Origin of the sequence: Mesorhizobium sp. M7A.F.Ca.US.005.03.1.1 (genome assembly GCF_003997975.1) — a bacterium.
Classification (GTDB): domain Bacteria; phylum Pseudomonadota; class Alphaproteobacteria; order Rhizobiales; family Rhizobiaceae; genus Mesorhizobium; species Mesorhizobium ciceri.
Genome location: NZ_RZRO01000077.1, coordinates 1 through 23,685, shown reverse-complemented (window position 1 = coordinate 23,685; position 23,685 = coordinate 1). Strand labels below are relative to the sequence as shown.

Genomic DNA, 23,685 nt, shown 5'->3' with positions numbered 1-23,685 from the left:
CCTCCGGGTAAGAAGGCTTTGGAATGTTCGGAATTTTTTCGCGAAAGAAAAGGCTGCAGCAGTCGACAACGATTTCGGCGCACCAGCCGGAGCAACCGACGGCCAGTCCGCGCGTGACTTCAATTGTTGTCCCGTTTTCAGCAGTCGAGCGCGCCGCTAAGGAAAACTACGTTGCTGACCTCGTGACTGCAGTCATGGATTTCGTGACCGCAATGTTTGATCAGGGCCTCTACAAAGATCACGAAATACCGCCGTCAGCGAGGCAGTTTTTTCACGCTTACCTATACGGGATGGAAGTGGCTAATGGCGGCCATAGCCAATTTATTCACAATTACCGTGATCACCTCGATAAAGTCACCTCGGATGTGCATTTGGCTTTGGCTGGAATGCGAGCAGAAAACCATTTAGCTATTTTGAAACAGATGGTTGCTTGGGTCCGGGAACATCCCAAGGAAGCGGAGGAACAGACTGGATTCGAAGGTGGCCGCGCTGATTTCCTTGATGGACTCGACGATCTTTTTTACAAGGAGGAAGACAGCGTCCCGATGCTTGCCCGCGCAGTGGGTTGGATAGCCTCCTGGCCTGAACTGGAGATTGTCGACGATGCCGAATGCCAGGAGGCCACTCTTGACATTGTGATGGCCAACTCCAGGCGCGAACCTCGATTGCGCCATCGTTCGGTGTTCCATCTGAAAGCAGTGATGACGAGCCGACTTGAAGTGGGCATCGGGCTCGCCTGTGCAGCTTTGCCGCAGCCCGAGGTTAAGCTCGGGCTCGGCAAAGGACGGATGTTGGACATAGATGGCGAGAAGCAGATGACATTTCCGGTCGTAACCAACGCCGGCAGGGTGCGTTTGTGCGTAGTCACGCCAACGCATGCGGCTGCATACCAGTACCTGGCTGCTGATGGTACAGAACTGCAACTCGACCTCGGACCGGTCGATAGCGTTGATGAGTTACTTGGCGAAGGTGCTCCACGTGTCGGTCTGAAGCTGTCGCATGTCGGCGCTGATTCAATAGCGACAGTCATCGAACTGGCTGATGAATACGGGGCACCAGCAGCCCTCGACCTTCTTTTGCGCAGGGCTGGAATTGATACGGCAGGAGCAGTTGCTTTGCCATCGATGCTGATTCCGAGCGAGGGAGGATCGGTCGTCAGTTGGACAGTTGCTGCTGACGGTAGACTGCTGTTTTTGGTGTCCTCTCCCAACGGGAGCGCGCTCTTGAGGTCGGGCGCCGAAGATCCGCTGGCGGATGCCCATAGGCTTGAGATCGAAGAACATTTTGTGCGCGCCGAAGCCGATGGTGCCAACTGATCTGGGCTGATTGTCTCGTAATTCTGACGCCAGTGGCACAGGCATGCGAGCCGGTCGCGACCTCACGAACGCGGAGCGTTCGGCTATCCTGAGGCGACAGGCCCTTGCCCGTTCGCCCGCGCCGCCGATTGTTGCGTTGCGGCGAGGGGGGCTTTCGGCTATTGAGGCCGGACTTGAAACGGAGCCTGTTTTTAGCTGATGAGCCTTGTCGATACGGTCAAGAACGCGTTCGTACCGATCCATCGCGAAGGCTATCCCTTCATCGCGGCCTTTGGCGCGGCGACGCTTTTCCTCGGCTATTTCTCCTCGGTCCTGTTCTGGATCGGTCTGATCCTGACGGCCTGGTGCGTTTATTTCTTCCGCGATCCCGAGCGCGTCACGCCGGTCGACGACCGCTTGGTGGTCAGCCCCGCCGACGGCATCATCTCGGCGGTCGGGCCGGCCGTGCCGCCGCGCGAACTCGGCCTCGGCAATGTCGAGATGACCCGCATCTCGGTGTTCATGAATGTCTTTTCCTGTCACGTGAACCGCGCCCCGGTACGCGGTCGTATCGTCAGGATCGAACACCGGCCCGGAAAATTCCTCAACGCCGAACTCGACAAGGCCAGCACCGAGAACGAGCGCAACGGCCTGGTCATCGAAAGCCCCAACGGCACGATCGCCGCCGTCCAGATCGCCGGCCTGGTGGCGCGGCGGATCGTCTGTTGGGCCGAGGCGGGCGGCTCGATCGGCACCGGCGAGCGTTTCGGCTTGATCCGCTTCGGCTCGCGCGTCGATGTCTTCCTGCCCTTGACCGCCACGCCGCGCGTTGCCGTCGGCCAGACAGCGGTCGGCGGCGAAACCGTGCTGGCCGAATTCGGCGGTGTCGCCGGCACACCCCTCGTGCGGATTTCCTGAGCCGTGGGCACGCAGTATAAGAAGTTCGAGGCCCATGCCAGCGGCGGTCCGCGCATCCGCGAGATCCCGATGCGCATGGTGCTGCCCAACCTCGTCACCGTGCTTGCCATCTGCGCCGGTCTGTCGGGCATCCGCTTCGGCTTCGAAGGCCGCTTCGAGCCGGCCGTGGTGATGGTGCTGCTGGCCGCTTTCCTCGACGGCATTGATGGCCGCTTGGCGCGGATGCTGAAGGCAACCTCCAAATTCGGCGCCCAGATGGATTCGCTGGCCGACATCGTCAATTTCGGCGTCGCCCCGGCTTTGGTGCTTTATGCCTTCCTGCTCGACCGTGCCGGCTCGCCGGGCTGGATTGCGGCCTTGCTGTTCGCCATCGCCTGCGGGCTAAGGCTCGCCCGCTTCAACGTGCTCGACGACGAGAAGGCCGACCGCCCGATATGGCAGTCCGAATATTTCGTCGGCGTGCCGGCGCCGGCTGGTGCTGTGCTGGTGATGCTGCCGCTCTATCTCTATTTCCTGCGCACAGGGCTGGAGCCCAGTCGTCCAGCGGCCTTCGTCGCCACCGGCTTTACCATACTGGTCGCCTTCCTGCTGGTCAGCCGGCTGCCGGTCTATTCCGGCAAGAGCCTGAAAATCCCGGGCGACAGGGTGTTGCCGATCATCCTGGGTGTCGTGCTCTACGTACTGCTGCTGATGACCTACCCCTGGTACACGCTGACCGCTTCGGTTGCCGGCTACCTGATCTTCCTGCCGTTCAGTGTGCGCGCCTATTCGAAACGCGCCAAGCTGGAGGGCGAGAAGGTACCGCCTTCGGATATAGGTTAGAAGGTCGGCGGAAGTGCTTGATCCGACTCAGGCCGCGACGCCGAGCCCCAGCCTGTCGATCGCCAGCTTTCGGGTCGAGACATAGTCGGTCTTGCCCGAACCCAGCACCGGGATTTCCTCGACCTTGACGATGTCGTTGGGCACCATCAGTTCGGCGGCGCCCGCTTGTTTGCCGAATCTGCGCAACTCGTCGGGATTGGCGTCGTCGGCGGTGGTGACCAGCACAATGCGCTCGCCGCGCCTCTTGTCCGGCACCGCTACCGCCGCATGGCGTTCTTCCGGCCACAACGACTGCACCAGCATCTCGACAGCACCCAGCGACACCATCTCGCCGGCGATCTTGGCGAAGCGCTTGGCGCGGCCGCGAATGGTGATGAAGCCTTCGCGGTCGACAGCGACGATGTCGCCGGTGTCGTGCCAGCCCGTCAGCGGCTGCAATTCACCGGGGCGGTCCGATGTCATATAGCCCATCATCAGGTTCGGTCCGTCGAGCCACAATTGGCCGGCATCGGAAATGCCTTCGATCGGCTCAAGCTTCATGCGCATGGCCGGCAGCAGCCGCCCGACGGTACCGTCGCGGCCATGGATTGCCGTGTTGACGGCAACCACCGGTGCCGCCTCTGTCAGCCCGAACCCTTCGATGATCTCGGCCTGGAAGCGTTCGCGATAGACGCGGCGGGTTTCCGGCTTCACCGCCTCGGCGCCGGCAACGACGAAGCGCAGGCTGGAAAAATCGCCGTCCTTGGCGGTACGCGCATAGTTGGCGAGGAACGTGTCGGTGCCGAACATAATGGTCGGTTTCACCTTGCGCGCAACCTCGGGGATGATCTTGTAGTGCAGCGGCGAGGGGTAGAGGAACAGTTTTACCCCGGTGACCAGCGGCAGGATGGTGCCGCCCGTCAGGCCGAACGAATGGAACACCGGCAGCACGTTGAGCAGGATGTCGGCGGGCGAGATGGTGATGCGCGCCTCAGCCTGCATGGCGTTGGCGTAAAGGTTCTTGTGCGACAGCACGACTGCCTTCGGCGTGCCTTCCGAGCCCGAGGTGAACAGGATCACCGCCGGCTTGGCCGCGTCCTGTCGCTGCAGCGGCCAGCGCCACAGCAAGGCGGCGGCAAGCTTGTCCAGCGCGGTGACGCTCTCCCGCACATCCTCGAGCCAGAGAAGCCTGGCGCCGCCCTTTTCGACCGCCGCGACGATATCGGCAAGGTCGGCCTTCTCGACGAACGCGCGGGACGAAATCACGGTCCTTATCACCGCCGTGCGCACGGCCGCGGTGACGCTCGCCGGCCCGGCCGTGTAGTTGATCATCGCCGCCACCCGGCCGGCCGACAGAAGGCCGGTGAGCGACAGCACGACGCCATTGGCATTGGGCAGCATCACGCCGACTGCCTCGCCCGGAGCCGTTACCGCCTCGAAGCGCCTGCCCAGGACGCGGGCGCCGATGAACAGCTTGCGGTAGCTCAGCGCGCCGGAGATCACGTCCTCGATGATGATATGCGAAGCGCCGACGCGGTCGGCGGCATCGCGCATGGCCAGGAACAGGCCACGATCGAGGTTGGTGCCGAAGAGCCGCGCCTCGGCGACACGGTCGAACAGCGCGTTGGTGTTCGAGGCCTGCTCGGGGTTGCGCGCCACCAACTCAGTGATGGTCATCGGCTCCAGCACGCTGATCGACAGTTGCGGAAACCAGTGTCGTGGCGCCTTGTCCCCAGGCGTCAGCGACACCGGCAGGCTGCGCGCGCCGCCGACGAAGATCGGCACGATCTTGGCATCGGCCTGCATGGCGATGCGGGTGACGGCACGAAACAACCGAAACGTCTTGACGTCGGGCTCGACTGCATCCGGCAGATAGACAGCGAGCCGGCCCTTGCCCTTCAGCACCCGCACCAGCCGGCGGCTGACGAAGACATGTTCGGCGTTGAAGGCGATGGTACGGCCAAGCTCGCGCCAAGGTTCGAGCCACGGCGAGCGCGCCGAGACCTCATCGAGAATATGCAGCGTGTCTTCCGGCAGCAGCGACAGCATCAGCGCCGGCTCGAAGCGCGATTGATGAGAGATGACGTAGATGACTGGGGCCTGCGCCTTGCGGGCGATCCTGATGCGGCTGTCTCCGATCCGGTAGGCAAGCTTGAACGGGACATAGAGCAGCGCCTGGGTGAAGCGTAGGCCGAGGCGGAATTTTTCCGCCACGCCAATCAGGAGCCAGGCCAGAACAAGACCCGCAAGCAGCGCCAGTGTCAGGATCATGCCGCGTCTCTCCCAACGTTTTTAGCATCTCGGCTCTTTGCGGCCGTGTCGGCCAGAACCTAGACGATGTGGGAGCAAGGTCAATGCGGAGCTTTTGCTTCCCTTGGTGCGGGAAGCTGCTTCTCACGCCGCCTGCAGCCGTCCACTGATGAAACGAAATTCCTGCGTCTTGCCGCCATAGCCGTAAGCGGCTGCCGGCACTTCATGCACGAAGGCGTAGCTCTCCTCGTGCACGCCGCCCAGCAGACGGCCGAAGGCTGCGAAGATCGCCTTCAGATAGGCCTCCAGCTCAAGCTTGGTGTTGGTGCCGTCGACCACCTTGATATCAAGCCAGAACGTGTTGGTGCCGTGCTCGGCCAGCGACTTGCCGCCGGCGAACCAGTGCTGCGGATCGACATAGGACACGGCAACTGCCGTGATCGTCGGGTCCTTGCGCAGCTGCGTCGCGGTGATTTCTGTGGCCTCCTTTGCGATGCGAGCGGAAAGCGCCGCGTCAGGTTTGCCGGTGACGCTGATGTTGATGATAGGCATTCTTCTTCTCCTTGGCTTGAGCGGCGTCCGATCGCCGTTGAAACAACCATGCCACCACCTTTTAGTCAAAAAAATCGAATTGTTTTTAAATGATACTTCGATAGTATCGAAGTATGGAAACGCTCGATCCCGATCTGCTCCGAACCTTCCTTGCTTTCGTCGACAGCGGCTCGCTGGCCCAGGCGGCTGCAAGCATCGGCCGTTCGCCCTCGGCGGTGACCGCCCAGATGCAGCGGCTGGAGGAAGTCGTCGGTGAGCCGCTGCTGGCGCCGCAGGGGCGGGGACGTGGTTTGACGCCGGCGGGTGAGGATCTCGTCGGCCACGCCAAGCGCATTCTTGCCGTCCATCGCGAGGCTTGGCTGGCGCTGAAGGGCGCCCGCGCTGCCGGGCGCGTTGCCATCGGCACGACGCAGGATTTTGCCGACAGCGGCCTGCCGGATCTGCTGCGTGCTTTCGCCGGCAGCCATCCGCGCGTCAGGATCGAACTGCGGGTCGGCCGTTCCGCCGAGTTGGCGCAGGCGCTGCAGTCTGGCGGCCTCGATCTGGCGATCGTCATGCGCCAGACGGCAGCGGCGGACGAAGTCGGCGTGCTGCGCGAGCCGATGATATGGCTATGCTCACAAAAGGGGCTGGCCACGCGGCAGGAGGAACTGCCGCTGGCGCTGCTCGATCCATATTGCGGTTTTCGCGAAGCGGCACTTGCCGCACTCGATGCCGCCGGCCGCCGCTACCGCATTGCTGCCGGCAGCGCCAGTCTGGCCGGCCTGCGCACAGCCGTGAACGCCGGTGTCGCACTGACGCTGCGAACGGCTCGCTTTGCCCATTCCGGGATTGTCGAGGCGCCGCGCCAGCTTGGCCTGCCGCAGGTGCCTTTGGCTGAGTTCGCCATCCGGCTGCGCGCCGGTGCCGATGGATCGGCAGCCGATCTGGCGACCCTGCTCAGCGCCAACCTTGCCTTGTCGGGCTGAATACCCAACGAACCCGACCTTGCGGTCCCAAGTGGCAAAGAAAAAGCCGACCTTGCGGTCGGCAAGCGGCAAAGAAAAAGCCGACCTTACGGTCGGCTTGGAGTAGGACGGGCCGAGGGGTTTGGGGGGACTTGGGGATGGCCCGTCGCAGCAATAATGCCTGACCCGGATGATGGTTCCATGACTGTGTCGCTTTTTTAAGAAATATTTGACGCCATGCGTTGCGAGCGCGCCATCAGCCAATCCCGCCCCGCATGGGCGAACACTGCGGTGAGCACGACGGCGCCGCCGATCATGCTGGCGGCTGGTGCAATCTCGCCCAGGAACAGGAAGGCAAACAGGATCGCGAACGGCACTTCGGCCGAACCGAGAAGCCCGGATTCGGCCGGCGGGATGAGTCGTGCGCCCTCCGTCCACAGGATCGAGGACAGCGCGAAGGACGCGCCGAAAGTGGTGAGCAGAACGGCATCTCTCGGCGAAACCGCCAGCGGATCGGTGACGAACCAACCGAGCACGAACAACAGGAATGCCGACACCGCACCGGCCCACACCACGGGCGTGTCGCGGAAGGCGCGAACCATGATCATGTAAAGGCCGCTGCCGATGGTCATCAGCAGTGCCAGTCCGTCGCCGAACAGATTGCCGGTGCCGAAGCCGGACCAGACCATGATCGCCACGCCGCACAGCGACACTGCGGCGGCGACCATCGTCTGCAACCGGAAGGGTTCGCGCGTCAGAACCCAGGCCAGCAGCGCCGTGACGAAAGGTGCTGTGGCATAGATGACAGCGACATTGGCGACGAAGGTGAACTTGAACGCCGAGATGAAAGCGATGCTGGCCAGCGCGCCTTCCACCGCCAGCAGCCAGCCGCGCCAGCCAAGCCGCAGGGTCTCACGCCCACCGGAACGGTGACGCCGCCACAGCACATAGAAGCTGATCAGGATCGCGCCGACAAAGCCGCGCCAGCAGATGATGGTCAACGGGTCGGCGTGGATTGATTTCGTCAGCACGCCCGTCAGGCCGAAGACGGCGGCTGAGGACGACACCAGGATGATGCCGAGTGTCCGCTCCGCGGCGGTGTCGGTGGCGGCTGCAATCTCAGTCATGCCGCCAGCCTACGCCGCTTGGTCCTGACATCGTAGCGTCAGCAATCATGGCCATGCACATCATAGCCGTTTGCGGAAATGCTCGGTGCCGACGATCAGCAGGCCGGCGGCGACGATCAGCGCAGCGCCCAGGAAAACTTCGCGGCGCGGCACGTCGCCCCAGATCGCAAAGCCGAGTGCGAATGCCCACAATAGCGAGGTGTATTCCAGCGGCGCGAGAACCGAGGCCGGCGTGCGCTTCATGCCTTCGAAGAGAAGATACTGCGCCAGGCCGCCGAGTGCGCCGACGCTGGCAAGCAGCAGCAGCTGGGTCCAGTCGGGTGTCCGCCACCAAAGCAACGCCGGCACCGCCGAAAACAGCAGGAAATAGAAATTGTTGAGCAGGAGCTGGATCATCGAGCGCTCGGCAAGGGCGGTCCTGCGCAAGAGCACGATGGCGATGCCCCACAAGAAGGCGGCCGCCAGCACCAGCAGCACCGGCACGGACAGGCCGAGATGGGTCGGATCGCAAGCGATGAACACGCCGGCAAAGCCGATCAGCACCGCCAGCCAGCGCAGCATCGGCACTTTTTCGCCGAGCAGGAACACCGAAAGCACGGTGACGATGATCGGGGCCGCGTAATAAACGGTGGTCAGTTCGGCGAGCTGCAGGCTGCGCGCGGCGTTGTAGTAGCAGAGCCACGCAGCAAGCGTGAAGGCACTGCGCACCAGCATCGGCCGCACGATCGGCGAGCGCATCGTGTCGGCAAACAGCTGTCGTCCGCCGATCGCCGCGCACGCGCCCAGAATGGTGATGCTGCGGAAGAACATGATCTGCCAGACGCTCAGGCCGACGACCAGCAGCTTGATCGAAGCATCCTGTGTCGAAAACAGCAGATAGGCCGCACCGGTCAGCAGGATGCCTGCAAGAACCCGCTCGCGTGTTTCGAGAATGGCGATATCGGCCATAAGGCGCGTGGGACCAAATTTGCCGGAGCGGCAGAAATGCTGTGAGGAGCGACACAAGGGAGCCGTGAATTCAACTCCCTTGGTACCAAGCTATACGGGCGAAAACCCCTGCGGCGCTACGCCAGTCCGGGGCTTATATTGGGGCACGGGTCCATGGCGAGCTGCACTGTCGCCAAGTCTATTGCGTCGCCTGATAAAGCTCCGAAGCGGCTTCTTTCAGCGCGCGCCGGCCGTCGGACCTGAAATACATCATGTGCCCGCCCTCGACGACATCGAGACGGATGGGCTTGGCATTGGCGAGCGACGGGATCTGGCTCACCAGGTAGCGCGAGGCGAGGTAAGGTGTCACCAGGTCGGTGTAGCCGTTAACGATCACGACGCCGAGCGAAGGGTTCAGCGAGCGTGCGCGCTGCAGATCGTCCATCACCCCGGCATAGCCTTGCCGCGAGGCGCCGGTCCCGTAATCCCAATTGTGGCTGATTTCGCCATTGAGCAGCCGATAGCTGACATCGGTGCGAAAATGCAGTTCGTCGCTGATATAGCCGACGAACGCCGACGTCAGCGCCGGCACGCTGCGGTCGAGCACCGGATCCGGGCCGGCGATGCGGGCGCTCTCGGGCGCGATGTCGGCCGTGCCGATCGTGGCGTCATAGGGGCTGAGCACCTTGCCGCTGGCGCGGGCGAACTCCCTTGCGAACAGGCCGGTGGGGATGCGGGCGGAGTTCCGCTGCACCAGGTCGAGCGGCAGGCCGGTGATGTCAGCCACGCGTTGGCTGGCCAGCCGCCTGCCTTGCTCCAGTCCGCTGGTGATTGCCGTGAGGTAATCGCCCATCGCATAATGTTCGACGTCTGCCAGCTTCTCCCGCAACGCGTCGCCGCTGACGCCTTCGGCGCGCAGGCGCACCGCAGCCAGTGAAGGCAGTTCGAGCGCCCAATGCAGCGGCTCGAATTCGTCGGGCTGCACCAGCGTGAACTCCAGCGCCGGGGAGATCAGCACGATGCCGTTCGGACTGATGCCGATATCTTCCTGCAACGTCCTGGAGAGCAGCGCTGCGCGGAACCCGCCATAGCTTTCGCCGGCGAGGAACAGCGGCGACCCGGTGCGGCCGTTCTGCGCGAGATAGAGCCGGATGAAGGCGCCTATCGAGCCGGCATCCTGGTTGACGCCCCAGAAGTCGCGCGTGTCCTGACCCGGTGCCTCGCGGCTATAGCCGGTTCCCACCGGATCGACGAAGACGAGATCGGTCATGTCGAGCCAGCTGTCCGGATTGTCGATCAGTCTTTGCGGTGACGGCAGGAATTCGCCGTCGGCTCCCGTCGCGATTATCCGTGGACCGAGTGCGCCGATATGCAGATAGGCGGACGCTGCTCCAGGGCCGCCGTTGAACACGAAGGTGATCGGCCGCTGCTGGTCTTTGGCCCCGCTTGCCGGCGGCTCCAGTGTGTAGGCGACGTAGAAGATCTCCGCCGTGACGTCGCCCTTGCCCGATAGCAGCGACAGGGTCGCCGCCTTTGCCTGGTAATCCAGCTTGCGCCCGGCTAGCGTGATCGAATGGTTGGTGGTCTGCGGCGGCGGCAGCAGGGATAGCACGCCGCCCGAGGGCGCCGGCCGCTCCGCCGTTTCAGCCAGGACGGGCTGCGCCAGGACGGCGAGCATCGGCAGGATAAGGCAGATCAGTTTCAATTTGACCGGCATGATGGCTCCGCGACAACGACTCCCGCATAGGTATGGCCGAGAGGGTCGAAGTCAAAGGAAATGGCTGATTTGAACTTGCAACGGCTTGCGCTAGAGCCGGATGATTTCAGGTCGATCGACCTGAAATCTGAATCCGGCTCTAAATCAAACAGATGGAGCATGATGCCGTCCGAAAACCGCTTCACACTTTTCGGCATCATGCCTAGTATGAATTGGAATGCAGTCGAACCTTTCCCTCGATCAGTTTGGGCGCTGGAGCGGCGGTGTCGCCGCTGCGGCCGTTGCCGTGACACCCGAAGAATTGTCGGCTCGCTTCACGGCAGCGGCGAGCGAGTTGCTTGGCTCCGACCGCGCCTATGTCGGCTTTTACCGTCGCGACATCACATCCCTGACCATCGACGATGCCGGTCCCGATCGCTGGAACCGCGACTATGATGCACGACTGTATCGCCAGGATCCCTTCTTCCAGAGGTTCGCCAGCACGAGGCAGGATTTCCTGTTGCCGCTGTCGGCACTCCGCAATGGCGACTTCCAGCGCACTCCCTACTATCGCGAATTCTTCGGCCCTTCCGACAGTTTCGACGAGATCACCGGCGTGTTCAATCTCGACCGGCTGACCGCTGGCTATGTCACTTTTCTCAGGCGAAACGGGGCAGAACCGTTTGGCGAGCAGGATCTGGCGACGGCTTGCGCGGCAAGCAGCGCGACAAGGCTCATTTTGGAAAGATTGCTCCATCTGTGCCGCTTCCGGCACAAGGGCGCCGCAATCGGTGACGCTCGCTCGCGGCTGAGCAGGCGCGAGACCGAGATTGCGCGGCATCTGGTCGATGGTGGCAACGCCAAGACGATTTCGCGATGCCTCGCCATCTCGCCCGGGACCGTCCGCAACCACATCAAGCAGATCTATCGCAAGCTCGGCGTGCACTCCCAGGTCGAGTTGCTGGCGGCCATCCGCGAAGCCGCTTGAGCCTGACGGCTTCCGCCCGGCTCTGTCTTTTTGCTTTGACGCAATTCCCAAGGGAAAGCGCTACGCGCTTTTCCCGGGAAAACCGCTGCGCACTTTTCCTGGAATTGCTCTATTGTCCCGTCACGATGCGCGTCCACATGCGGTTTTGTGATCGCAGCAGCTTTGGGTCGTTGTTGTCCACCACGAACAGCTTGGCCTTCACGGCATCAGGCGGAAAGACGCCGGGATCGCTGGCTATGGCCTTGTCCATCAGCGGCAGGGACTCCGGTATCGCATTGGCGTAGGAGACATAGCTGGAATTGGCCGCGGCGATATCGGGCCGCAGATTGAAGTTGATCCAGGCCTGGGCGTTGTCGGGATGCGGCGCATCTTTCGGTACCGCCATCGTATCGAAGTTGATGAGCGTGCCTTCTCTGGGGATGGAATAGGCGATCTCCAGCTTCTTTACGGATTCCGCCGCACGGGTCCTTGCCTGGAGTATGTCGCCCGACCAGCCCAACACCACACAGATGTCACCGTTGGCGAGGTCGTTGATGTATTTCGACGAATGGAAATAGCGGATGTAGGGCCGCACCTTGACCAGCAGGTCCTCGACCTTGGCGAGGTCGTCGGGACTGGTCGATTTGGGGTTGATGTGAAGGTAGTTCATCGCCATCGGGATGACTTCAGCCGGCGCATCGATGATAGCCACACCGCAATCGGACAGCTTCTTGACCACATCGACGTCGAAGACCATGGCGAAGGAATCTGTCGGCCTGTCCGGCAGCCGCTGCTCCACCGCAGCGACGTTGTAGCCAATGCCGTCGGTGACCGCCATATAGGGCACTGCATGCAGGTTCTGCGGGTCGGCGCCGGCGATCAGCGTGAGGGCTTGCGGATCGATCTTCGAGTGGTTCGCAAGCTTCGATTTGTCGAGTTCCAGGAAAGCCCCTGCTTTGACCTGGTTCTTGAGGAACGGATAGGGCGAAGGGTAGACCACGTCATATCCGGAGCCACCGGTGAGCAGCTTGGTCTCAAGCACCTCGTTGCCGTCATAGACGTCGTAACGAACCTTGATTCCCGTTTCCTTCTCGAATTTCTCGGCCGTGTCCGGCGCGATGTAGTCGGACCAGTTGTAGACGTTGACGATCTTTTCCTCGTCAGCCGAAGCCGCATTTGCGCAGATGCCGCAGGCAAGCAGGGTTGAGAAGATCAGAGCGCGCATGAATGTCCTCCGTTTTCGCTATGTGTTCTCGGCATGCTCCGTCCCTCAACGTCGTTGCGGGGCATAGACCGGCAAGGTGATGCAGGCGACATTGCCGCCGCCCAGCAGGATCTCTCGCGAGTTTTCGATGCCGACTATCCGGTGGTCGGGAAACAGCTCGGCCAGCGTCCGCTTGGCCTTCACATCGAGATCGCAGCCGAACTGCGGCACCACCACGACGCTGTTGCCCGGATAGTAGTTGATGTAGCTCGCCGCGATCCGGTTTCCGGCCGGTCGCGCCCAGGTCGAATCCAGCCGGTCCACGCCGTCGCTTTCTTCCGGCGTCATCTCGATCGGCAAGGGGTGGGGCAGCCGGTGAACTTCCAGCGCGCGGCCCTTCGCATCACGAGCCGAACGCAACACCGCCTCGGCTTCGCGCACGATCTCATATTGTGGGTCGTCCCGATTGTCGGTCCAGCTCAGCACGACCACGCCGGGGCGCACGAAGCAGCAGACGTCGTCGACATGGCCGTCGGTCTCGTCGAAGGCAAAGCCGCGTGGCAGCCAGATGATGGTGTCGACACCGAGATAGTCGCCAAGCTGGCGCTCCACCTCGGCCTTGCCGAGATGAGCGTTGCGATTTCGATTGAGCAGGCATTGCTCCGTCGTGATGAGCGTGCCCTGACCGTCGCACTGCAACCCGCCACCCTCGGCGATCAGAGGTGCGCGGTAGCGATCCATGTTCTCGATTTCGAGCAGTTTTTGCGCCGCAAGGTCATCCAGGTCCCATGGCGAATAGAGGCCGCCGTCAAAACCGCCATAGGCGTTGAAGATCCAATCGACGCCACGCACGTCGCCTTGATCGTTGACGACGAAGTTGGGACCGCTGTCGCGCAGCCAGGAATCATTGGTGGACATCTCCACGACACGCACATGGCCAGGCAATCGCGCTCGGGCATTCTGCCACTGGCGAGCAGAAGCCGCCACCGTCACCGGCTCGCTTTGCGCGATCGCCGCGGCGACATCGGCGAACAGTTTTTGCGCGGGCTTGGCGCCGAGGCGCCAGGTGTCCGGCCGCTCCGGCCAGATCATCCAGCAGCCTGACTTGGGTTCGAATTCGCCGGGCGCGCGAAACCCATCCTGTTTCGGCCTTGTCGAGAGGGTTCGAGGCATCGGGGACCGCCGGGAAATGGAGTGATGACTTGCCCGGATCAGACTTTTTTGGGACCTTGTCCGTCAATGTCCCATTTGGGATATCGGTGTAGGCGGCTGGCACCTGTTGCGGAATGGCATTGCCTTCCCAAGGTGATCGGCGCAAATCTTGACCGGACGGCGCATGCCGGTGACGCAAGCAGTCGACGAAAGGGGAAAGCGGATGGATGCGACCGAACTGAAGGCCATGCAGGCGCCGCTGAAGCAGGCCTATCGTGACGACGCTTCGCAGGCCATGATCACGCTTCGCGCCAAGGGCTCGATCGACGACCAGTCGGTTGCCTGCAAGGTGGAGACGGGCAGGGCGCTCGCCATCGCCGGCCTGCATCCGGCAACAGGCGGCTCAGGCCTTGAGCTCTGCTCGGGCGACATGCTGCTGGAGGCGTTGGTCGCCTGCGCCGGGGTGACGCTGAAGGCGGTGGCGACGGCGCTCGAGTTCAAACTCGGCGCCGCCACGGTGGAGGCTGAAGGCGATCTCGATTTTCGCGGCACGCTCGGTGTCGCCAAGGATGCGCCGGTCGGCTTTCGCGCCATCCGGCTCAATTTCAACCTCGACACCGATGAGCCGCAGGAGCGGATAGACTCGCTGCTGAAGCTGACCGAGCGTTATTGCGTGGTATTCCAGACCATCAGCCAGAAGCCGGAACTGACGGTCAGCGCACGCCGCTGACGCCTACTGTGCTGACGGTTCTTCGGCGTCACCCTCGTCGGTGAAGGGCGAGGCGCTCGGCACGCATTGCACCGACCAGCCGGCCGGTGTCGGCTGCTTCTGATATTCGGTGATGGCGGCGGTGCATTGTTCGCGCTTGTCGAAGGTGCTGGGCAGCACGACCATGCCGCCTTGCGGACCGGCGATTACCAGATACCAGACCAACGCTGCTGCGGTCGTAGCCATGGGGATTTCCTTGTTCTGCCAGTTGGGCGCTTGTTGTGGGAGTCGCGGTGACCCTACCAACTCCAAGGAAATGACGAAAGCATGACCGCCGCACAGCTTCCCGCCGCCAAATCACAGCCGCGTGATGTGACGGCGGGTTTCCCAGCCCGATTTCGAAGCGCAATCGGCTCAGTTGGTGGCAAAACAATAGAACAAGCCATCGCCCCCGGTGCCCTTCAGCGCCTCTTGGCTGCAGCCGCCGCGCGAGGCGTGCGAGGAATTCCAGGATTTGGCGGCTGCCGAATCGTCGAGGCCGGTACGGTCGTGATGGCCCATCATCGCGGCGCCTTCCGCCCCGCTCATCGTCCAGTCGCCGCAGGTCTGGTCGGCGATCTTGGTGCCGTCGGGCTTGGAGCCGGTCAGCACGTCGTGGCGGTTCGGCGTGTCACCGCGGCCGTTGACCACTTCGCCTTTCTCGTTGAGCGCCGTCTGCTTGGTGATGCCGTTGGCATCGCTGTGCAACGAGGCGACGTCGTCAGCGATCTTGACGCCCTTGGCGTTCACCCACGGCCCCTTGCCGATGCGGTCGCGGGCGTCAGTGTCGCTGGTCGACAGATAGGCAGCCCAACTCTTGCCGGTGACGCCGGCGGCTTCCGCCAGCGATGCGCAATGCGCGTCGGCACCCTTGAGGCCGCCGAGGTCGGCACCCTTGCCGGAACCGACACTGGTGACGAAGAAGCTCATCTTGGCATCTTGCGAGTAAGCGGCGCCCGCGGCTGCGATCAGGATGGCCGCGGTGGCGAGAAGCAGTTTGCGCATGGTGGTTCCTCCGGTTTGGGCTTCGACTACGTCGAAGAAACGTTTCCGGAGGCCTGTTTAATCCCTACGCATGTCGCTTAAAAGTGCGCAGCGGTTTTTGGGAAACCGACATGCGTCAAAAAAAGGCTCAAGTTTTATTCCGGCTGCCTATAGGCGACGAAGCGATTGTGCTTGGCCTGGAAGATCAATCCGGTCTCTTTCAGCCCCGGGCTGGCCAGCGGCACGATCCGCTTGGCGATCTCGGAGGGATGCGGCAACGTCTCGGGATCTTCGCCCGGCACTGCCTGGGCCCGCATGGCGGTGCGGGTGGCGCCGGGGTCAGCGGCGTTCACCCTGAGCGGCAGGCTCTGCGTCTCATGCGCCCAGGAGCGCATCATCGTCTCCACCGCGGCCTTGGATGCCGCGTAGGGTGCCCAGAAGGCGCGCGCCGAGTGCGCGGCGTTGGAAGACAGGATGATCGCGCGGCCAGCATCGGAGAGCCGCAGCAGAGGGTCGACCGAGCGGATCAGCCGCCAGGTCGAGGTGACGTTGATGGTCATCACCTTCTCGAAGGTTTTTGCTTCGACATGACCGATCGGCGAGATGACGCCGAGCACGCCGGCATTGGCGACGAGAATGTCGAGCTTGCCCCAGCGTTCGTGGATGGCGCCGCCCAGGCGGTCGATGCCGGCCATGTCGGCGAGGTCGAGCGGCACCAGTGTCGCCTGGCCGCCGGCCGCCTTGATCTGGTCGTCGAGCTCTTCCAGCCCGCCGACAGTACGAGCCACCGCAATGACATGCGCGCCGGCGGCAGCCAATTCCTTGGCGATGAAATAGCCGATGCCGCGCGAGGCGCCGGTGACGACCGCAACGCGGCCGGAAAGGTCGAGGGTCATGCGATGGATTCCGGGAATTGACTAACGCTGATGGCGGTCCGGCCTACGTCCCGCTTGTCGCCAGCAGCGACAGCGTGCGCACATTGTCGTGGCCTTCGAAGTCGAGCAGGCGGGTCGGGTACTGGCCGGTGAAGCAGGCATCGCAGAATTGCGGCTGGTCGTTGTCGCGGCTGGCCTCGCCGACCGCGCGGTAGAGCCCGTCAATGGTGAGGAAGCCAAGCGAATCGACGCGAATGAACTCGGCCATCTCCTCGATCGACATGCGCGATGCCAGGAGCTTCGATTTCTCCGGCGTGTCGACACCGTAGAAGCAGGAGGCGCGTGTCGGCGGTGAGGCGATGCGCATATGCACCTCCTTGGCGCCGGCGTCGCGCACCATCTGCACGATCTTCTGGCTGGTGGTGCCGCGCACGATGCTGTCGTCGACCAGCACCACGCGCTTGCCTTCGATCATGCGGCGGTTGGCATTGTGCTTCAGCTTGACGCCCATATGGCGGATCGAATCGCCCGGCTGGATGAAGGTGCGGCCGACATAATGATTGCGGATGATGCCGAGCTCGAAGGGAATGCCGGCCGCCTGGCTGAAGCCGATCGCCGCCGGCGTGCCCGAGTCCGGCACCGGCACGACGATGTCGGCCTCGACCGGGCTTTCGACCGCCAGCTCGGCGCCGATACGCTTGCGCACCTCATAGACGTTGCGGCCTTCGACCGAGGAATCCGGCCGCGCGAAATAGACATATTCGAAGATGCAGAAGCGGGTCTTCTGCGGCTCGAAGGGGAACAGGCTCTCGATGCCCTTGGACGTGACGACGACCATCTCGCCGGGCTTCAGGTCGCGCACGAAACGCGCACCGATGATGTCGAGCGCGCAGGTTTCGGAGGCCAGGATCCAGGCGCCGTCGAGATCGCCCAGCACCAGCGGCCGGATGCCGAGCGGATCGCGGCAGCCGATCATCTTCTTGGCCGTCATCGCCACCAGGGAAAAAGCGCCCTCGACCTGCCGCACCGCATCGATGAAACGCGAGTTCAAATCGCGCTCCTTGCTGGTGGCGACGAGGTGCAAAAGCGTCTCGGTATCGGAGGTGGAGGAGAAGATCGCGCCTTGCTTCTGCAGCGCGCGCTGCACGGTCATGGCGTTGGTCAGATTGCCGTTGTGGGCGACGGCGAAACCGCCATCGGCCAATTCGGCGAAAAAGGGCTGGATGTTGCGCATGCCGGCGCCGCCCGTGGTGGCGTAGCGCGTATGGCCAATGGCGCGGTTGCCTTGCAGGCTGTCGATGACGCGCTGCTTGGTGAAGGTGTCGCCGATCAGGCCGACATGGCGTTCGACATGGAACTGGCTGCCGTCATAGGAAACGATGCCGGCCGCTTCCTGGCCGCGATGCTGCAGCGCATGCAGGCCCAATGTAACGATGGCCGCAGCGTCCTGCCGGCCGAAAATGCCGAACACACCGCATTCGTCGTGGAAATGGTCGTCGGCCTCGGCGGAAAGCACGTCGTCTGCGTCTGCCATCTTAAGCTCCGCTAAAATCGCCATATAATGCGGGTTCGCGCCGAAAGCAACGCGGGCCGTGCAGTCGTTCACACCATCGTCAGATCCTGACGCCGTTTTTCGGCGTCAGTTTGCCGGTGCCGCCGGTGCCGGAGCGGCCGGGGCGTTGTTCGCCGGTGGTGTTGCGTCATTGTCGTCAGGCGCCGGCGTGTTGGTATCGTCGCCGCCCGCCGGAGCATCCGCCGCCGGTGCGTCCGGAGCAGCTGGCGTCTCGGCGGCCGGCTGATTCGGATTGAGCTTCTTGAGGATCGCGTTTTCCGGATCCTCGGGCAGCAGGCTTTCGAGCTTGGCGCCGATTTGTTCGAGCAGCGGCCGCGACTTGGCCTCGGTGACCCAGGCTGGCGCCTTGGCGCCGGCCAGCCAGTTGAAGAACAGCAGGGCGACGGCAACGACCAGGATGCCGCGCGCGGCGCCGTAAAGGAAACCCAGCGTCCGGTCGAGTGCGCCGATCCGGGAATCGATGATCCAGTCGGCGAGCTTCATGGTGATGACCGAGACGACGATCAGCGCGATGATGAAAACCACGCCGGCGGCGGCCGCCATGGCCACCTTTTCATTCTCGATGTAGGGAGCGAGGTAAGGCACGACCGGCTTGTAGAAGAAGAACGCCGCCGCTGCCGCCGCTGCCCAGGAGACGACGGACAGGACTTCGCGCGAGAAGCCGCGAACCATGGCGAGCATCGCCGAGACCAGAGTGAAGCCGACGAGAATTCCGTCAAGCAGCGTAATCGGCATGTCTTTCGCCCCACTCCATGAGCCGCATTATAGCGCCGAACATCGGGCTCTGGGTCCGATGCTCTAGTCTTCTTCGTCCACGCGGCTTCGGCGTGAGCCGGCTATGCGTGCCACGAGGTCGGCAAGCTCGGTCGGCTGGAAAGAACCGGCCCCGATCCCCCCGGCCAGTTCCCCGCTGCCCGAGGGCAGAACCGCGCTTCCAAAACCCAGCTTTTCGGCTTCTTTGAGGCGCTGTTGCGCATGCGCAACCGGCCTCACGGCGCCCGAAAGGCTGATTTCGCCGAAATAGACGCAATCGGCGGGAAGGGCAAGACCGGTGAGCGAGGAAACCAGGGCGGCCGCCACTGCGAGATCTGCCGCGGGCTCCGAAATCCGGTAGCCGCCGGCGACATTGAGATAGACATCATGGCTGCCGAATCGCACCCCGCAATGGGCTTCGAGAACCGCCAGGATCATCGACAGCCGGGCGCCGTCCCAGCCGACGACGGCGCGGCGCGGCGTGCCGAGCGAGGAGGGTGCGACCAGTGCCTGGATCTCGACCAGCACCGGCCTTGTCCCCTCCATGCCGGCGAAAACCGCCGCCCCCGGCGATTTGGCATGGCGTTCGCCAAGAAAAAGCTCGGACGGATTGGCGACCTCGCGCAGGCCCTTGTCCGACATTTCGAAGACGCCGATCTCGTCGGTCGGTCCAAAACGGTTCTTCACCGTGCGCAGGATGCGGTAGTGGTGGCCGCCTTCGCCTTCGAAGTAGAGCACGGCGTCGACCATGTGCTCGACGACGCGCGGCCCGGCGATCTGGCCTTCCTTGGTGACATGGCCGACCAGTACGATCGCCGCACCCGTGGATTTCGCATAGCGGATCATCGCCTGGGCGGCAGCGCGCACCTGGGTGACGGTTCCGGGTGCCGAATCGGCAAGGTCGGTCCACAGCGTCTGGATCGAATCCAGGATGACGAGATCAGGCCGCTTGCCGTCGGCGATCGTCGCCAGGATGTCCTCGACATTGGTCTCCGCAGCCAGTTCCACCGGAGAAGTGGCGACGCCAAGCCGCTGTGCCCGCAGCCTGATCTGCGCGACCGCCTCTTCGCCCGAGACATAGACGATGCGGTGGCCTTTTGATGCCAGCGCCGCGGCCGCCTGGGTGAGCAGCGTCGACTTGCCGATGCCGGGATCGCCGCCGACCAGCAGCGCCGAGCCGCGCACGAAACCGCCGCCGGTGGCGCGATCGAGTTCGCCAATGCCCGAGATGATGCGTGGCGCGTCCTCGATATCGCCGGACAGCGTGGTCAGCACCACGGCGCGTCCCTTGCGGGCGTTGCGCGTGTTGGCTGGTCCTGAGCCGATGCCGCCGGACGTGCCTTCCTCGACCAGCGTGTTCCACTCGCCACAGGCATCGCATTTGCCGGCCCAGCGCTGATGCACCGATCCGCAACTTTGGCAGATGAATTGGACGCGCGATTTGGCCATCAGATGGAAGCCACGCGGTGACAGGCTGGCGGGGCAGCGCCCCCCTCTGACCTGCCGGCCATCTCCCCCTCCAGGGGGGAGATTTGCAGCTTCAGCGCTTGCGCCTTCTTTTCAACGCCAAAAATTGGCGAAAGCGTCGATGCCATCCGATCTCCCCCCTTGAGGGGGAGATGTCCGGCAGGACAGAGGGGGGCGCCAAGGAATGGGACCTGTCTCAATAGGTCACTCGAACCTTTCCGGCAGATGATGCTCCTCGGCGAGGTCGGAGAAGCGGGTGAACTCGCCCTGGAAGGCAAGGCTGACGGTGCCGGTCGGTCCATGGCGCTGCTTGGCTATGATCACTTCGGCCTTGCCCTGGACCTCGATCATCTTCGTCTCCCATGCGAGATGCTCGGGCGTGCCTTTCTCCGGCTCCTTGTTCTTGATGTAATATTCCTCGCGGTACACGAACAGCACGACGTCGGCGTCCTGCTCGATCGAGCCCGATTCGCGCAGGTCGGACAGCTGCGGATGTTTGTCGTCGCGGCTTTCGACCTGACGCGAGAGCTGTGAGAGCGCGATGATCGGCACGCCCAACTCCTTGCCGAGCGCCTTCAGTCCGGTGGTGATCTCGGTGATTTCCTGGACGCGGTTCTGCGACGCCTTGGCAGATGAACCCTGCATCAGCTGGATATAGTCGATGACCATCAGGTCCAGCCCGCGCTGGCGCTTGAGGCGGCGGGCGCGCGCCGCGAGCTGGGCGATCGAGATACCACCCGTCTGGTCGATGTAGAGCGGGCGCTTGTGGTTCTCCTGCGTGTAGGCGACAAGCTTGCCGAAATCGGCTTCCGTCAAATCGCCGCGCCGGATTTTCGACGATGGAATCTCGGTCTGCTCGGAGATAATGCGGGTGGCCAGCTGCTCGGACGACATTTCAAGCGAGAAGAAGCCGACGACGCCGCCATTGGCCGCCTTGACGGAGCCGTCGGCCTGTTGGGCAGGCTCATAGGCGGCAGCGATGTTGTAGGCGATGTTGGTGGCCAGCGACGTCTTGCCCATGCCTGGGCGGCCGGCGATGATGATCAAATCCGAAGGCTGCAGGCCACCCATGCGATGGTCGAGATCGCGCAGGCCGGTGGCAATGCCGGACAGGTGGCCATCGCGCATATAGGCCGCGCTGGCCATGTCGACGGCATTCTTCAACGCATCGGAAAAGCTTTCGAAACCGCCATCGTAGCGGCCGTTTTCGGCCAGCTCGAACAGCCGCCGCTCGGCATCCTCGATCTGTTCGCCGGGTGCCATGTCGACCGGCGCGTCATAGGCGATGTTGACCATGTCTTCGCCGACGGTGATCAGCGCGCGGCGCGTCGCAAGGTCATAGATGGCGCGGCCATAGTCGGTGGCGTTGACGACGGTCACAGCCTCGACCGCCAGCCGCACGACATATTGCGCCATCGTCATGTCGCCAACCTTCTCGTCGGCCGGCAGGAAGGTTTTCAGTGTGATCGGCGTCGCCACCTTGCCCATACGGATGAACTCGGACGCCACCTCATAGATCTTGCGGTGCAGCGGCTCGTAGAAATGGCTGGCCTTGAGGAAGTCAGAGACGCGGTAGAAGGCGTCGTTGTTGACGAGGATGGCGCCGAGCAGCGCCTGCTCAGCCTCGATGTTGTTTGGCGCTTCACGATAAAGCGGTGTTTCCGCGACGCCGAATTTTCGCGCTGCCTCTGCCATGATATCCCCGATTTCAATCCCGGCCTTTCGATATCAGAACGTGATGAGTCGGTGCTGACCTTTCTGCATCACTACCCAACCAAAGAACCTTGATGCCCGTTGTTCACAGGAACAACCAATCGTCCACAGGAGAGTATTCGCGTGCCCCGATTCCGGTTGACTCGACAGGGCGTGGTTCTCTATCTGACTCGTCGGAACAAAGCAAGAACAATGGCGCTGTTCATTTTGCGATGTTGTCCAGCCTGTCGCCCCAGTCCAGTCGCCGGGCCAACTTGAAGTCGGCGCCGTCGCGCTTGGTGAACAAGCGCTCGGCGGCGGTGCCGTCGTCCTGGCAAAGCTTGAGCAGAACCTTGCCGGAGCCGGATTTCGGTGGCGCAAGAACTCGTGCCTGGTGTGATGTGGGGCCGTCGCGAGAAGCCGCGACGTAGATGAATTTCTCGTCTTCCCACGGCACGTCGGCATCCTTGGCCAGCCGATGCAGGCGCGAGCGGGCGACGCGGCGGGAAAAATGGCACCAGTCGGGCTGGACCAGCGGGCAGGGCGCCTGATGCGCGCAAGGCGCAAGCACATGTGCGCCCGCCTCGATCAGCTGCCGGCGCACGGCAAGGATGCGCTGCCAGCCGGCGGGGGTGCCGGGCTCGACGATCAGGAGCGTGTCGCCAGTGAGTTGCCAGAGCCGGTGGATGAGTTTCGGCTGCGATGCCGGCGCGATTTCATCGAGCACATAAGCGCACGTGACCAGATCGGCCGGCTCGATGTCAGCAAGGTCGATGGTGGCATCACCGGCCAGCCATCTGGTCTGGGCGGCAATAGTGTTGCCGGCAAGCGTCTCGCCGATCTTACGCACGGCGGCACTGGCTTCGAACAACACCGCCTGTTCGAGATCGGGCCACAGATCGGTCGCGGCCCAAAGCACCGTGCCAGGGCCGGCGCCGACATCGAGCAAGGTCCTGGGCTGAAAGGCAGGCTTGGCGTCGCTCAGCGCGTCGAGGCTGGAACGGATCGCGGCATAGGTCGCCGGCAGCCGCGTCGCCAGATAGGCCTTCACCGCCAGATCCTCGGCCATGTGCAGACGGCCGTCGCGCAACTCGGCGCGGTAGCGGTCGGACAGCGTCTTTGCCGCTTGCTTGAGTACCGCCAGCGGAACGTTTTCGAGCAGACGCTCGACACCTTGGCGAAGGGAGGCAGGCAACTCCATCTCAAGCGCCCCGCGGGACGAGAAGGATCACCGAAGCACCGGCAATGCAGAGCGCGGCACCGGCAAGATCCCAGCGGTCGGGGCGAACGCCTTCAACCAGCCACAGCCAGCCAAGCGACGCCACGATGTAGATGCCGCCATAGGCGGCGTAGGCGCGACCGGCCGCTGACGTGTCGACCAGCGCCAGCAGGAAGCCGAACAGGGCAATCGAGGCGAGGCCGGGAAGCAGCCAAAGCGGCGACTTCTCCAGCCGCCACCAGGCCCAGAATGAAAAGCAGCCGGCGATCTCGGCCAGAGCGGCGGCGGCATAGAGGACAAAGGTCATGAAAAAGGTCCCGCGACGGTCACGGGACCTTTTTCAGTGCAGGCGCCGGCAATGGCAAGCGGCAATGCTATTCCTGGTCGGCAACTTTGCGGCGGCGAGCCGGCTTGGCGGCCGGGCTCTTTTTGACGGGAGCCGTTTCACGATGCCCCATATCGCGCATCTCGAGCGCCTTTTCACACTTGGCCATGTAGTCGCGTGTCATCGGCAGCGTATCGTTCTTCTTGGCGATCT

At 63.3% G+C, this 23,685-nt stretch carries 22 protein-coding genes and 1 pseudogene; 6 read left to right on the top strand and 17 right to left on the bottom strand.

From position 1 onward, the window contains the following. Window positions 1–23 precede the first annotated feature (23 nt). The 3 genes from EN990_RS25735 (at window position 24) to EN990_RS25725 (ending at window position 3,035) form a co-directional block, all read left to right on the top strand. Window positions 24–1,316: a DUF4375 domain-containing protein gene (locus EN990_RS25735; protein WP_013532544.1), complete on the top strand. Its 1,293-nt coding sequence runs from the start codon at window positions 24–26 to the stop codon at window positions 1,314–1,316. Window positions 1,317–1,514: 198 nt separating this feature from the next. Continuing rightward, window positions 1,515–2,213 carry a phosphatidylserine decarboxylase gene (locus tag EN990_RS25730; RefSeq protein ID WP_013532543.1) on the top strand — a complete coding sequence of 233 codons (699 nt, stop codon included), beginning with the start codon at window positions 1,515–1,517 and terminating at the stop codon, window positions 2,211–2,213. A 75-nt stretch (window positions 2,214–2,288) separates the two neighbouring features. Continuing rightward, complete coding sequence (locus tag EN990_RS25725; protein WP_224621703.1) at window positions 2,289–3,035, top strand: phosphatidylcholine/phosphatidylserine synthase; 747 nt, start codon at window positions 2,289–2,291, stop codon at window positions 3,033–3,035. A 27-nt stretch (window positions 3,036–3,062) separates the two neighbouring features. Here EN990_RS25725 and EN990_RS25720 read toward each other — a convergent pair whose 3' ends face one another. Both EN990_RS25720 and EN990_RS25715 read right to left on the bottom strand, forming a co-directional pair. Then, window positions 3,063–5,285 carry an AMP-binding protein gene (locus EN990_RS25720; RefSeq protein WP_064993130.1) on the bottom strand — a complete coding sequence of 741 codons (2,223 nt, stop codon included), beginning with the start codon at window positions 5,283–5,285 and terminating at the stop codon, window positions 3,063–3,065. 123 nt (window positions 5,286–5,408) lie between these two features. Next, window positions 5,409–5,816, bottom strand: coding sequence for a 4-oxalocrotonate tautomerase family protein (locus EN990_RS25715; protein ID WP_013532540.1), 408 nt, complete (start codon window positions 5,814–5,816; stop codon window positions 5,409–5,411). A gap of 113 nt (window positions 5,817–5,929) precedes the next feature. On the opposite strand from EN990_RS25715, the gene EN990_RS25710 reads away from it, so the two are divergent. Beyond that, window positions 5,930–6,784, top strand: coding sequence for a LysR substrate-binding domain-containing protein (locus tag EN990_RS25710; protein ID WP_013532539.1), 855 nt, complete (start codon window positions 5,930–5,932; stop codon window positions 6,782–6,784). A gap of 197 nt (window positions 6,785–6,981) precedes the next feature. On the opposite strand, the gene EN990_RS25705 is transcribed toward EN990_RS25710, so the two are convergent. The 3 genes from EN990_RS25705 to EN990_RS25695 form a co-directional block, all read right to left on the bottom strand. Beyond that, window positions 6,982–7,890 (bottom strand): DMT family transporter, encoded by a 909-nt coding sequence (locus EN990_RS25705; RefSeq protein ID WP_127384841.1) that lies wholly within the window; start codon window positions 7,888–7,890, stop codon window positions 6,982–6,984. A gap of 60 nt (window positions 7,891–7,950) precedes the next feature. Then, entirely contained in the window at window positions 7,951–8,838 is an 888-nt protein-coding gene (locus EN990_RS25700) for a DMT family transporter (RefSeq protein WP_127384840.1), read from the bottom strand. A gap of 178 nt (window positions 8,839–9,016) precedes the next feature. Beyond that, complete coding sequence (locus EN990_RS25695; RefSeq protein ID WP_127369405.1) at window positions 9,017–10,534, bottom strand: peptidase S10; 1,518 nt, start codon at window positions 10,532–10,534, stop codon at window positions 9,017–9,019. 217 nt (window positions 10,535–10,751) lie between these two features. On the opposite strand from EN990_RS25695, the gene EN990_RS25690 reads away from it, so the two are divergent. Continuing rightward, window positions 10,752–11,501 carry a LuxR family transcriptional regulator gene (locus EN990_RS25690; RefSeq protein ID WP_013532535.1) on the top strand — a complete coding sequence of 250 codons (750 nt, stop codon included), beginning with the start codon at window positions 10,752–10,754 and terminating at the stop codon, window positions 11,499–11,501. 109 nt (window positions 11,502–11,610) lie between these two features. On the opposite strand, the gene EN990_RS25685 is transcribed toward EN990_RS25690, so the two are convergent. Continuing rightward, the gene (locus tag EN990_RS25685; protein WP_127369406.1) at window positions 11,611–12,705 is read right to left on the bottom strand and encodes a polyamine ABC transporter substrate-binding protein; all 1,095 of its coding nucleotides are present in this window, start codon (window positions 12,703–12,705) and stop codon (window positions 11,611–11,613) included. A gap of 45 nt (window positions 12,706–12,750) precedes the next feature. Then, window positions 12,751–13,857, bottom strand: a complete 1,107-nt coding sequence (gene aguA, locus EN990_RS25680) for an agmatine deiminase (protein ID WP_127384838.1) — start codon at window positions 13,855–13,857, stop codon at window positions 12,751–12,753. 202 nt (window positions 13,858–14,059) lie between these two features. On the opposite strand from aguA, the gene EN990_RS25675 reads away from it, so the two are divergent. Further along, window positions 14,060–14,566 (top strand): OsmC family protein, encoded by a 507-nt coding sequence (locus EN990_RS25675; RefSeq protein WP_027162698.1) that lies wholly within the window; start codon window positions 14,060–14,062, stop codon window positions 14,564–14,566. A 3-nt stretch (window positions 14,567–14,569) separates the two neighbouring features. Here EN990_RS25675 and EN990_RS25670 read toward each other — a convergent pair whose 3' ends face one another. The 10 genes and pseudogenes from EN990_RS25670 to EN990_RS36830 form a co-directional block, all read right to left on the bottom strand. Further along, entirely contained in the window at window positions 14,570–14,791 is a 222-nt protein-coding gene (locus EN990_RS25670; RefSeq protein ID WP_013532531.1) for a hypothetical protein, read from the bottom strand. A 168-nt stretch (window positions 14,792–14,959) separates the two neighbouring features. Next, complete coding sequence (locus tag EN990_RS25665) at window positions 14,960–15,589, bottom strand: hypothetical protein (protein WP_013532530.1); 630 nt, start codon at window positions 15,587–15,589, stop codon at window positions 14,960–14,962. Window positions 15,590–15,723: 134 nt separating this feature from the next. Next, a complete protein-coding gene (locus tag EN990_RS25660) occupies window positions 15,724–16,464 on the bottom strand; it encodes an SDR family NAD(P)-dependent oxidoreductase (protein ID WP_127369620.1) in 741 nt (246 codons plus the stop codon). A gap of 43 nt (window positions 16,465–16,507) precedes the next feature. Continuing rightward, window positions 16,508–17,977 carry an amidophosphoribosyltransferase gene (purF, locus tag EN990_RS25655; RefSeq protein ID WP_013532528.1) on the bottom strand — a complete coding sequence of 490 codons (1,470 nt, stop codon included), beginning with the start codon at window positions 17,975–17,977 and terminating at the stop codon, window positions 16,508–16,510. 105 nt (window positions 17,978–18,082) lie between these two features. Further along, the gene (locus EN990_RS25650) at window positions 18,083–18,751 is read right to left on the bottom strand and encodes a CvpA family protein (RefSeq protein ID WP_013532527.1); all 669 of its coding nucleotides are present in this window, start codon (window positions 18,749–18,751) and stop codon (window positions 18,083–18,085) included. 63 nt (window positions 18,752–18,814) lie between these two features. Further along, window positions 18,815–20,218, bottom strand: a complete 1,404-nt coding sequence (gene radA, locus EN990_RS25645; RefSeq protein ID WP_064993137.1) for a DNA repair protein RadA — start codon at window positions 20,216–20,218, stop codon at window positions 18,815–18,817. Window positions 20,219–20,440: 222 nt separating this feature from the next. Continuing rightward, the gene (locus EN990_RS25635; protein ID WP_013532525.1) at window positions 20,441–21,931 is read right to left on the bottom strand and encodes a replicative DNA helicase; all 1,491 of its coding nucleotides are present in this window, start codon (window positions 21,929–21,931) and stop codon (window positions 20,441–20,443) included. 220 nt (window positions 21,932–22,151) lie between these two features. Then, entirely contained in the window at window positions 22,152–23,129 is a 978-nt protein-coding gene (locus tag EN990_RS25630) for a small ribosomal subunit Rsm22 family protein (RefSeq protein WP_127369676.1), read from the bottom strand. Window position 23,130: 1 nt separating this feature from the next. Continuing rightward, entirely contained in the window at window positions 23,131–23,454 is a 324-nt protein-coding gene (locus tag EN990_RS25625; protein WP_127369675.1) for a YnfA family protein, read from the bottom strand. A 67-nt stretch (window positions 23,455–23,521) separates the two neighbouring features. Then, window positions 23,522–23,685 (bottom strand): annotated as a pseudogene (locus EN990_RS36830) (SAM-dependent methyltransferase); the annotation flags it as partial.